The sequence below is a fragment of the Streptomyces sp. NPDC006643 genome (assembly GCF_042870175.1).
GTDB lineage: Bacteria > Actinomycetota > Actinomycetes > Streptomycetales > Streptomycetaceae > Streptomyces.
In genome coordinates, this window is sequence record NZ_JBIAHA010000012.1 from 20,955 (window position 1) to 31,905 (window position 10,951).

11 protein-coding genes are annotated in these 10,951 nt (G+C 70.2%); 7 read left to right on the forward strand and 4 right to left on the reverse strand.

All coding sequences use genetic code 11. From position 1 onward, the window contains the following. Window positions 1-64: 64 nt before the first annotated feature. Window positions 65-268, reverse strand: coding sequence for a cold-shock protein (locus ACFYNU_RS17515; RefSeq protein WP_003967102.1), 204 nt, complete (start codon window positions 266-268; stop codon window positions 65-67). A gap of 385 nt (window positions 269-653) precedes the next feature. On the opposite strand from ACFYNU_RS17515, the gene ACFYNU_RS17520 reads away from it, so the two are divergent. The 5 genes from ACFYNU_RS17520 (at window position 654) to ACFYNU_RS17540 (ending at window position 6,150) form a co-directional block, all read left to right on the forward strand. Continuing rightward, entirely contained in the window at window positions 654-1,547 is an 894-nt protein-coding gene (locus ACFYNU_RS17520; protein ID WP_388766591.1) for a menaquinone biosynthetic enzyme MqnA/MqnD family protein, read from the forward strand. A gap of 48 nt (window positions 1,548-1,595) precedes the next feature. Then, window positions 1,596-3,353, forward strand: a complete 1,758-nt coding sequence (locus tag ACFYNU_RS17525; RefSeq protein WP_356586635.1) for a serine/threonine-protein kinase — start codon at window positions 1,596-1,598, stop codon at window positions 3,351-3,353. 140 nt (window positions 3,354-3,493) lie between these two features. Beyond that, window positions 3,494-4,693 carry a cyclic dehypoxanthinyl futalosine synthase gene (gene mqnC / locus ACFYNU_RS17530; protein WP_356586637.1) on the forward strand — a complete coding sequence of 400 codons (1,200 nt, stop codon included), beginning with the start codon at window positions 3,494-3,496 and terminating at the stop codon, window positions 4,691-4,693. A gap of 4 nt (window positions 4,694-4,697) precedes the next feature. Further along, window positions 4,698-5,366, forward strand: a complete 669-nt coding sequence (locus ACFYNU_RS17535) for a hypothetical protein (protein WP_388766595.1) — start codon at window positions 4,698-4,700, stop codon at window positions 5,364-5,366. 34 nt (window positions 5,367-5,400) lie between these two features. After that, window positions 5,401-6,150, forward strand: a complete 750-nt coding sequence (locus ACFYNU_RS17540) for a demethylmenaquinone methyltransferase (RefSeq protein WP_356586639.1) — start codon at window positions 5,401-5,403, stop codon at window positions 6,148-6,150. Here the strand turns inward: ACFYNU_RS17540 and ACFYNU_RS17545 are convergent. After that, a complete protein-coding gene (locus tag ACFYNU_RS17545) occupies window positions 6,131-6,646 on the reverse strand; it encodes a GNAT family N-acetyltransferase (RefSeq protein ID WP_356586986.1) in 516 nt (171 codons plus the stop codon). The two genes, ACFYNU_RS17540 and ACFYNU_RS17545, sit on opposite strands and share 20 nt — an antisense overlap. Window positions 6,647-6,803: 157 nt before the next feature. Between ACFYNU_RS17545 and ACFYNU_RS17550 the strand changes: the two genes are divergently transcribed. Beyond that, entirely contained in the window at window positions 6,804-8,087 is a 1,284-nt protein-coding gene (locus ACFYNU_RS17550) for a geranylgeranyl reductase family protein (RefSeq protein WP_356586641.1), read from the forward strand. Window positions 8,088-8,130: 43 nt separating this feature from the next. On the opposite strand, the gene ACFYNU_RS17555 is transcribed toward ACFYNU_RS17550, so the two are convergent. Together ACFYNU_RS17555 and ACFYNU_RS17560 are read right to left on the reverse strand one after the other, a co-directional pair. Continuing rightward, complete coding sequence (locus ACFYNU_RS17555) at window positions 8,131-8,679, reverse strand: GH25 family lysozyme (RefSeq protein ID WP_356586643.1); 549 nt, start codon at window positions 8,677-8,679, stop codon at window positions 8,131-8,133. A 261-nt stretch (window positions 8,680-8,940) separates the two neighbouring features. Continuing rightward, on the reverse strand, window positions 8,941-9,753 hold the full coding sequence (locus ACFYNU_RS17560) for a C40 family peptidase (protein ID WP_356586645.1): 813 nt from the start codon (window positions 9,751-9,753) through the stop codon (window positions 8,941-8,943). An 829-nt stretch (window positions 9,754-10,582) separates the two neighbouring features. Here ACFYNU_RS17560 and ACFYNU_RS17565 point away from each other — a divergent pair. Beyond that, complete coding sequence (locus ACFYNU_RS17565) at window positions 10,583-10,942, forward strand: NADH-quinone oxidoreductase subunit A (RefSeq protein WP_023539436.1); 360 nt, start codon at window positions 10,583-10,585, stop codon at window positions 10,940-10,942. Window positions 10,943-10,951: the final 9 nt, after the last annotated feature.

The window sequence follows — 10,951 nt, forward strand, 5'->3', positions numbered from 1 at the left end:
GGACATGCGGGGACAGGGCTCCTTGGTACTGCTATTTTCGTGCGCGATCTTCCGACCCGGGCAACTAGGCCGGGGTTACGTTCTCCGCCTGCGGGCCCTTCGGACCCTGGGTGACGTCGAAGTTCACGACCTGGTTCTCCTCGAGGGAGCGGAACCCGGACGCGTTGATCGCGGAGTAATGGACGAAGACATCCGGGCCGCCGCCGTCCTGGGCGATGAAGCCGAAGCCCTTTTCAGCGTTGAACCACTTGACGGTTCCGGTAGCCATAAGCCCTCCTTGGGCCAAAGGGTTGCCCTGCTCCAGAACCTGCAAACAAGTCTGAAAACTACAAAAGCCTGCGGGTCACATGCTCCGCAGGCTCTGTACTGCAAGGGAAACCAAACTGCAACTTGCGGCGAGCCTAGCACGCGTCTCGCGGGCAGCGGTAGGGGGAAAGATCACCCAAAGATCACCTCACCCGGACGTTTGAAGAGACCTCCGGCGGGGTGACGCGGCGGGGGTCCTGACGTGCGAAGGAGACCCGCGCGAAGTCCGGCCGGAGTGCGTCCGGAGTGCGCCCGGGGCCCGCCCGGAGTCCCGTCGCCGTCCGCGCGAAGACCCGCCCGACACCCCCTGACCGTCTCGCGCGCCGCACAGGTCTAGCCTCGCCCTTGTGGACAGCTCCCTTGAAAGCACAGCACGCCCCGAGGCGGACGGAAGCGCTCCGCCCCGCGTACGGCCGCGCGTCGGTCACATCCAGTTCCTGAACTGCCTCCCTCTTTACTGGGGCCTCGGCAGAACCGGAGCACTCTTCGATCTTGAGCTGACGAAGGACACCCCGGAGAAGCTCAGCGAACAGCTGGTGCGCGGAGATCTCGATATCGGTCCCGTCACCGTGGTCGAATTCCTCCGCAATGCCGACGACCTCGTCGCATTCCCCGATCTCGCGGTCGGCTGCGACGGCCCCGTCATGTCCTGCCTGATCGTTTCGCAGGTGCCGCTCGACCAGCTCGACGGGGCGCGGGTCGCGCTCGGCTCGACCTCCCGCACCGCCGTACGGCTCGCGCAGCTCCTGCTCGCCGAGCAGTACAAGGTCACGCCCGAGTACTACACGTGTCCGCCCGATCTCGGCGTGATGATGCAGGAGGCGGACGCGGCCGTCCTGATCGGCGACGCGGCGCTGCGCGCCTCGCTGCACGACGCGCCCCGCCTCGGGCTCCAGGTCCATGACCTCGGGCAGATGTGGAAGGAGTGGACGGGGCTCCCGTTCGTCTTCGCGGTGTGGGCGGCGCGCAAGGACTATCTGGCGCGTGAGCCGGAGACCGTACGTCTGGTGCACCAGGCCTTCCTCGCCTCCCGTGACGTGTCGCTGGAGGAGGTCGCGAAGGTCTCGGAGCAGGCGGCCCGCTGGGAGAGCTTCGACGCGGAGCTGCTGGAGCGCTACTTCACCACGCTCGACTTCCGGTTCGGGCCCGACCAGCTCGCGGGCGTACGGGAGTTCGCCCGCCGCACCGGACCCACGACCGGCTATCCGGCCGACCCCCGCGTCGAGTTGCTCCCCTCCTGAGAAGGTAGGAGCGACACACGGGGGACGGGGAACGGGGAGGGGACGGGTATGCAGCCGCTCGACGCGGACGGGCCGCGCGCCATCGGCCCGTACCGGCTGCTGGGCAGACTCGGTTCCGGCGGTATGGGCCGGGTCTATCTGGCCAGGTCGGAGGGTGGCCGCACGGTCGCCGTGAAGGTCATCCATCCGCATCTCGCGCTGGACGAGGAATTCCGGGCCCGTTTCCGCCGCGAGGTGGCGGCGGCCCGCCGGGTCGGCGGCGCCTGGACGGCGCCGGTGCTCGACGCCGACCCGGAGGCGGCCACGCCCTGGGTCGCCACCCGCTATGTGGCGGGCCCCTCGCTGACCCAGGCGGTCGCCTCGTACGGGCCCCTGCCCGAGCAGACCGTACGGGCGCTGGGAGCCGGGCTCGCCGAGGCGCTGGGCGCGGTCCATGAACTGGGCCTCGTCCACCGCGACGTCAAACCCTCCAACGTCCTGCTGGCCCTCGAAGGACCCCGGCTGATCGACTTCGGTATCGCGCGCGCCACGGACGGCACCGCCTCGCTGACCTCCACGGGCGTCTCCGTCGGCTCGCCCGGCTACATGGCGCCCGAGCAGATCCTCGGCAAGGGCGTCACGGGCGCGGCCGACATCTTCTCGCTGGGCGCGGTGCTCGCGTACGCCACCGCCGGAGTGAGCCCCTTCTCCGGCGACTCGTCGGCCGCGCTGCTCTACAAGGTCGTCCACGAGGAGCCCGAACTGGGCGCGCTGGACGGCGACATGAAGGAACTGGTCGCCCACTGTCTGGCCAAGGACCCGGCCGCGCGCCCCACGCCGGCCGACATCGCCGAGCGGCTCGCACCCGGCGGGGCCGCCCCGCTGGTGGACACCGGCTGGCTGCCGGAGACGCTGGTACGGGAGGCCGGCCGGGCCGCCGTGGAGCTGCTGGACCTGGAGCCGGCGGGGCCCGTACGGAGCGCTCCGGGGTCGTCGGTGCACTGGCCCACGCCCCCGCCGCCCGACACACCCCCGCCCGGTGAGTTCGGGCCCCCGACACAGCCGGACGCGCTCGCGCACCCGGGCGGCCTGCCCGGACCGCGTACCGGCGACGGCCGCCCCCAGGACGCCCGGGACGCCCGGCCCGCGCACGCCCAGGACACCCACGGCCCGCACGGTCCACACGACCCGCACGACCCGCGGATGTCCCTCTCCGTCACCGCCGGCCGGGCCGGGAACCGGCGCCGCAGGATCAGCTGCACCGTCGCCCTCGCCGTGGCGGGAGCGCTGGCCGTCGTCACGCTCGGTGGCACCCTGCTCCTCGACCAGTTCTCGAACGACTCCTCCGGCGATTCCTCCAACGACGCCTCCGACAAGGCCAAGCCGTCGGGCGGCGGCCCGAGCGCGTCGGCGACCCGCGACGGCGCCACGCACGACGGGGCCACGGGCGCGGTCTCCGCCGTGCCCAAGGAGTTCGTCGGCACCTGGAAGGGCCCGACCACCGAGCGCAGCGGGCTGCCGCACGGCGACTACACGGTGGAGATCACCGCGGGCGGCAAGGGCGACAAGGTGCTCCGCTCCACCAGCTTTCTCTCGCTCCTCGGTGTGGAGGCCGAGTGCTACGGCGTGGGCACGCTGGTGTCCGCCACCCCGAAGGAGATCCGGATCGAGGAGTCGACCGATCCCGACCGGCCCGGCAGGGCGGGGATGTGCACGACCACTGAGGCCGCGGCGCTCACGTTCACGCTCACCGACAAGGGCGATCTGCGATTCGTCTCGAAGGAGGAGGCGGCGGGCAACCCGACCGGCACGCTGACGAAGCAGTAGCCCGCCCCGGCGGTTGCCCGCCCCGGCGGCAGCCCGGCGAAGCGGCGGTCCGCGGAGGCGCAGCCGGTCGGCCCGTACCCCTGGCGTACGCTGGATCGGTCCGTAGATCCCCTGATACACCGCCGAAAGGTGACGCCCCGGTGACCGAGAAGGCCGACCAGCAGTCTGTCCTCGACCGCGCTGCCGAGGGTGGCCGGATCACCCCCGAAGAGGCGCTCGACCTCTACCGATCGGCCCCCCTGCACGCGCTCGGCTCCGCCGCCGACCGTGTGCGCCGCCGCCGCTACGCCGGCACGGAGCACATCGCGACGTACATCATCGAGCGGAACATCAACTACACGAACGTCTGCGTGACGGCGTGCAAGTTCTGCGCCTTCTACGCGGCCCCCAAGGACACCGACAAGGGCTGGACCCGCGATCTCGACGACATCCTGCGCCGCTGCGCGGAGACCGTCGAACTCGGCGGCACCCAGATCATGTTCCAGGGCGGCCACCACCCCGACTACGGCGTGGAGTACTACGAGAAGCACTTCGGTGCCATCAAGGCCGCGTTCCCGCAGCTGGTCATCCACTCCCTCGGCGCGTCCGAGGTCGAGCACATGGCCCGGATCTCCGACGTCACCGTGGAGGAGGCGATCCGCCGGATCCACGCGGCGGGCCTCGACTCCTTCGCGGGCGCCGGCGCCGAACTGCTGCCGGCCCGCCCGCGTACGGCGATCGCGCCGCTCAAGGAGTCCGGCGAGCGCTGGCTGGAGATCATGGAGACCGCGCACGGACTCGGCGTCGAGTCGACGTCCACGATGCTCATGGGCACCGGCGAGACGAACGCGGAGCGGATCGAGCATCTGCGGATGATCCGCGACGTACAGGACCGGACGGGCGGCTTCCGGGCGTTCATCCCGTACACCTACCAGCCGGAGAACAACAAGCTGAAGGGACAGACGCAGGCCACGCTCTTCGAGTATCTGCGGCTGATCGCCATCGCCCGGCTCTTCCTCGACAACGTCGCCCATATCCAGGGCTCCTGGCTGACCACGGGCAAGGAGGTCGGCCAACTCTCCCTGCACTACGGCGCGGACGACCTCGGCTCGATCATGCTGGAGGAGAACGTCGTCTCGTCGGCCGGCGCCAGGCACCGCTCGAACCGGCTGGAGATCATCGACCTGATCCGCAAGTCGGGGCGGGTGCCGGCGCAGCGCACCACGACGTACGAGCACATCGTCGTGCACGACGACCCGGCGGACGACCCGGTCGACGAGCGCGTCGTCTCGCACATCTCCTCGACGGCGATCGCGGGCGGTACGGCCCACCCGGAACTCAAGCTGCTCGACGCCAACTGACCGCGTGGCACTGACGGTTCACCGGGCCGACCTGCTGCTGCCCGGCGCCGGACACGCGCCCGTGCCGGGCGGCGCCGTCCTGGTCGACGGCCGGACCATCCAGGCCGTCGGCCCGTACGGGGAACTGGCGGCGGCCCACCCGGCCGCCCGGGTCCGGCGCTGGCCGGGCGTCCTCACCCCGGGGCTCCGCAATCCGTACGGCCCCGAACTGCTGGAGCGGGCCTACCACCCCGACCCGCGCGAGGCCGACGAGCTGGGCACCGAACCGCTCACCGGCACCGCGCTCGCCGCGCTGGAGATGACCGAGTCCCGCTGGGGCGCGAGCGCGCGGCGCGGGGTACGGGCGATGCTGGCGCACGGGACCGTCGCGGTCGTGGGGAGGCTGTGGCGGGAGACGGTGGCGGACGCGGTCGCGCGCTCGGGCCTCGCCGTCGAGCAGCGCCTCACCGAACCACCGGGCCCGCCGACGCCGGACCCCCTCGCACAGGACCGGCCGGTCGAGGAGGCTTTCGTGCTGCCGCCGTTGGACTCCCCGGGCCGCCGGGCGGACTTCGCGGTGTTCGACGTGACGGTCCCGGCGGACGACGACCCGTACACCGCGCTCGCGCGGGCCGGCGCGGTCAGCTGCGTGGCCACGATCCTGGACGGCCGGCTGGTCCACCGACGCGCGTGAGGTCTCGCCGGAGGCGTGCTGCTTCAATGGAGCGGTGACCCGAGCTTCCCTGGACAAGCAGCCGCACGAAGTCGCCTCGATGTTCGACGACGTGGCGGCGAACTACGACCTCACCAACGACGTGCTCTCCCTCGGCCAGGCGCGGCTCTGGCGCAAGGAGGTCGCCAGGGCGGTGAACGCCCGCCCCGCGCAGAAGATCCTCGACCTCGCCGCGGGCACCGCCACCTCCTCCATGCCCTTCGCCGCCACCGGCGCGTACGTCGTGCCGTGCGACTTCTCGCTCGGCATGCTCCGCGAGGGCAAGAAGCGCCACCCCTGGCTGCCGCTGACCGCGGGCGACGCGACGAGGCTGCCCTTCCGGGACGACGTCTTCGACAGCGTCACGATCTCCTTCGGCCTGCGCAACGTCCAGGACACCGACAGCGCGCTGCGCGAGCTGTTCCGGGTGACCAAGCCCGGCGGGCAGGTCGTGATCTGTGAGTTCTCACAGCCGACCTGGGGGCCGTTCCGGACCGTCTACACGGAGTATCTGATGCGCGCGCTGCCGCCGGTGGCGCGCGGAGTGTCCTCCAACCCGGACGCGTACGTGTATCTCGCCGAGTCCATCCGCGCCTGGCCCGACCAGCCGGGCCTCGCCGCCCTGCTCCAGAAGGCGGGCTGGTCGAAGGTCGCGTGGCGGAATCTGACCGGCGGGGTCGTGGCGTTGCACCGAGGCATCAAGCCCGGTCAGGACCAAGGCATCAAGCCGGGGCAGGAGCGAGGCATCAAGCCCGGTCAAGTCTGAGCCGGAAGCGGTACGCCTTCCGTCTGCCCACCGGCGTCACGAACGTCTCCTCCAGGTCCATCCCGAGGCGCCGGGCCACGGCGACCGAGCGCTCGTTGCGGGCGTCGACCATGGCCACGACGGTGGGCACACCCGCCGCCCGTACCCGCTCCAGCGTCGCGTGCGCGGCGGCCGTCACGTACCCCTTGCCCCAGTACGCGCGGCCGAGGCGCCAGCCGATCTCGATCTCGCCGACCGGGCCGAACGACGTGTGCGGCCACGGCTGCGCGCCGGTGAAGCCGATGACCTCGTCGTTGTCGTCGAGCATCGTCCAGAGGCAGAAGCCGAGTTCGGCGGCGTGCGCGCGCTGGCGGGCGGTGAACTCCTCGTACTCGGCGAGTGGCGCGGGGCCGCCGTGGAACTCCATGACGTCCGGATCGTCGAAGACCCGGTGCCACACGCGCGCGTCCTCCTCCGTGGGCACACGGAGCCGTACGACGGGGACCGGTCGGGTGATGTCGTTCACGTGGGTGGCCCTTCAACTCGTCGATCAATACGCACCCATAGACTGCACCTGTCCAGTGCCGAACATGTCCACAGCCGCGACGGTGGCCGTCGGTACGCCATGATGGGACCCGCCAGCCGAGTCCCACGAGTCTTCGGGAGATCCCGCTGTGACCGAGCCCCTCTCCGAACACACCGCAGATGTGATCGTCGTCGGGGCGGGCCCGGCCGGCTCCACGACGGCGTACCACCTGGCCAAGTCGGGTCTGGACGTCCTGCTGCTGGAGAAGACCGCGTTCCCGCGCGAGAAGGTGTGCGGCGACGGTCTGACCCCGCGCGCCACCAAGCAGCTGGTGGGGATGGGCATCGACATCTCCGAGGAGGCCGGCTGGCTCCGTAACAAGGGCCTGCGGATCATCGGCGGCGGTGTACGGCTCCAGCTCGACTGGCCCGACCTGGCCAGCTACCCGGACTACGGACTCGTCCGCAAGCGCGACGACTTCGACGAGCAACTGGCCCGCCAGGCGCAGAAGGCCGGCGCACGGCTGCACGAGCGCTGCAACGTCGGTGCGCCGATCATCGACCCGCGCACCGGCCGTATCACCGGCGTCAACGCCAAGATGGGCGAGGAGAAGACGCCCGTCACCTTCCACGCGCCGCTCGTGGTCGCCGCCGACGGCAACTCCACGCGGCTGTCGCTCGCGATGGGTCTGCACCGGCGCGAGGACCGGCCGATGGGCGTCGCCGTCCGTACGTACTTCACCTCGCCCCGGCACGACGACGACTATCTGGAGTCCTGGCTGGAGCTGTGGGACCGGCGAGGTCCGCAGGACCGGCTGCTGCCCGGCTACGGCTGGATCTTCGGCATGGGCGACGGCACCTCCAACGTGGGCCTGGGCATCCTCAATTCGTCGTCCGCCTTCAAGGAGCTGGACTGGCGCGAGGTGCTGAAGGCGTGGTGCGCCTCGATGCCGGCGGACTGGGGCTACACCCCCGACAACATGACGATGCCGATCCGCGGCGCCGCGCTGCCGATGGCGTTCAACCGGCAGCCCCACTACACCAAGGGCCTGCTGCTGGTCGGTGACGCGGGCGGGCTGGTCAACCCGTTCAACGGCGAGGGCATCGCGTACGCCATGGAGTCCGGCCAGATCGCGGCGGACGTCATCGTGCAGGCCCAGTCCCGGCAGACGCCCGGACAGCGCGAGATGGCCCTCCAGCGCTATCCGCAGGTCCTCAAGGACACCTACGGCGGCTACTACACGCTGGGCCGCGCCTTCGTGAAGCTGATCGGCAACCCGAAGGTCATGAAGATCGCGACGCAGCGGGGGCTGACGCACCCGCTGCTGATGAAGTTCACGCTGAAGATGCTGGCGAATCTGACGGACCCGACGGGCGGCGACGCGATGGACCGGGTCATCAACGGTCTGAGCAAGGTCGCGCCCAAGTCGTAGGGGCGGGCCGAAGTCGCTGGACGGTGCGGGGCGGTGGGCCGGGTTATCCCTCGGCCCACTTCCGCAGGGCGGCGGCGTCCGCGAACCTGCCGACGTTCGTGTCGAGCGGCGTGTCCGTGTACTGGTGGAACTTCCACGCGGCCTTGATCCGGGGTTTGCCCGCCGTCACGTAGTCCGCGATCCACAGGGCGTCGCCCGCCTCGCTCGTGGTGTCGCGGTTGAGCCAGAAGTCCCGGTTGCAGTACAGCCCGACGCGGTGGTCCGCGCCCCGCAGCCGCTTCAGCTCCGCCAGGAACGAGTCCTTCGAGGCGCAACTGACGTCCGCGTCCTCCCAGTCGACGAACAGCGGGTCACCGGCCCGTGAGACGGCCTTGTCCGCGAAGTACTCCGCCTGCGCCTTCATGCTGCCGGGCCGCAGGAAGTGGTAGAAGCCGACGACGAGCCCGGCCTCCCGCGCGTGTGCGGCCTGGTCGTTCATACGGGGGTTGATGTACGAGGTGCCCTCGGTGGCTTTGACGATGGCGAAGTGCAGGCCCTGCGTGGAGAACGACGAGCTCTGGTACGACGAAACGTCGACGCCGTTGACGGTCATCGGTGGTGCCTCCAGCGTGATGCGTGTGTGGGGGGAGAGATTCCCTGTCCCTCCGATGCCCCCTGTGACAGCGCCGCACTCTCGAACAGGCGCGTCCGGAGGGTCTGGTGGGAGTGCTCCGGCGCGCGTCACGACCACGCGGCACGACCGAGCGGCACGACCAAAGGGCCGCCGCTCCCCGGGGCGGGGGAGTGGCGGCCCTTCGGTCCTGCGGTCGTGACAGTCCTGCGGTCGTGATGGCCGTGCGGTCGTGCCGGTCGGTCAGAGGAGCCGGACGGCGCCGCTCGGCGGGTCCCAGTCCAGCGTCTTCTCGACGACGCCCGTACCGGAGTTCTGCGCGCCGATGAACTTGCCGCCGCCGGAGTAGATCCCCACGTGGTACGCGCTGCCCGCGCCGCCCCAGTAGAGGATGTCGCCGGGCTGGAGGTTGTCCAGGGAGACCTGGGTGCCGGCCGTCGACTGCGGCTGCGAGGTACGCGGCAGGTCGATACCGGCCTGGCGGTACGCGGCCTGGACGAGGCTGGAGCAGTCCCACGAGTTCGGCCCGGTGGAGCCGAGGACGTACGCGTCGCCGACCTGGGCACGCGCGAAGGCCAGGACGGCGGCGGCCGAACCGGTGGCCTGCGTGGTGCCGTACGAGGCGGGGGCGGAGGAGCCGGACGAGGCGGAGAGCGTCGTGCGCTCCTCGGAGCGCGAGGCGCGCTCCTCGGCGGCCTCGGCGCGAGCGGCGGCGGCTGCCTTCTCCTTGGCCTCCGCCTTGCGCTGGGCCTCGGCCTTGGCCTTCTTGGCGACCTTCGCGGCGTGGGTCGCCGCGGCGTCCTCCTGGGCACGCAGTTCGAGGTCGACCGCGACCTGCTGGGTGGCGTCGGCGGACTGCGCGACGCTGCCGGCGAGACCCGCGGTCAGCGTGGGCATCTCGATGGTCTCGGTGACCGGCTCGGCGTTGGCCGGAGCGGCGGCACCGGCCAGCGCGATGGTGCTGAGGACGCCACCGGCAACTCCGGACCGTATGGCGGTTTTCGACGCGCCTCGGCGGGGCTTCCGGTGGCTGGGTATGTGAGCGGTGTGGGACATGAGGACAATCGCTATCAGGGCTTTCGGGTTCCCTTCAAGCAAAGTGTGTTGCGCCACAGTTACGTTCGGAACGTCCCAATCCGCTTACCGGTGGCCTTTATTGACGCCGTAACGGGCATAACGGTCACTCGTGATCATGGCTGTGATCATAGGCTTTCGGTGAATCGCCCGAATTGCCCTGCACCTACCATCCGTTCGCTCTGTTGGCCAAGCCCCACTTTTAGGACGGTTGAGTGGAGTGGCGCAGGTCACTGAATGGTGAACGCGGGACTCCCGGACGCTCGTGAACGCGTGCACGTGATCCGTGTTCGTCCGTTCCCGTCCGCGTCTGCCCGACCTCGTTCCCCGCACTCCGTCCCGGCGCGCGCTCCGGGCGGTCGATTCGCCGGTCGATTCGGCGGTTGCTCCGGCGCGCGTTCACGCCCCCGTCCATCCCCGTCCACCTCCGTCCCGTGACCTCCCCCGGGCGGGTGGCGCGCGCGCCTATCACTCGCGCGCGTCCATCTCCAATTTGCCGCTCTCCGCATTGTCTTGATAGGGCCGCACGCCTCCGACCAGCGGTGACTCTCCGCATTGTTACCTCAAGTGACCGACCGGACGCTGCCCGTTCGAAGATCCGACGGACCTCCGACGTGTGATCGATCGTCAGGTGGTGGAGATCACAAACTCGTTGTCGCACCCCGTGTCGCACGTCACAGACGGGGAGGCATAGGATGCGGGGCAGTCCGGCTTGTGAACTGCCTCACATACGCGTGATCTTCGCGGGGGTGGCGAGACAGAAGCTCGGTTGAGGACCAACGGTCAGGGACGACTGGAAGGAGCGAGGAGCGTGAATGCCTACGCGCCAATCCTCGTGCTCGGCGCTCTCGGTGCCGCGTTTGCGATCTTCTCCGTGGTGGCGGCCACGCTTATCGGCCCGAAAAGGTACAACCGGGCAAAACTCGAAGCGTACGAGTGCGGCATCGAGCCCACTCCCACGCCGGCCGGAGGTGGCCGCTTTCCCATCAAGTACTACCTGACGGCGATGCTCTTCATCATTTTCGACATCGAGGTCGTCTTCCTTTACCCCTGGGCCGTCACCTTCGACGCGCTGGGGCTTTTCGGGCTCGTGGAGATGTTGCTCTTCGTGCTCACCGTCTTCGTCGCCTACGCGTATGTGTGGCGGCGCGGCGGTCTGGAATGGGACTAAAGGCGCGGA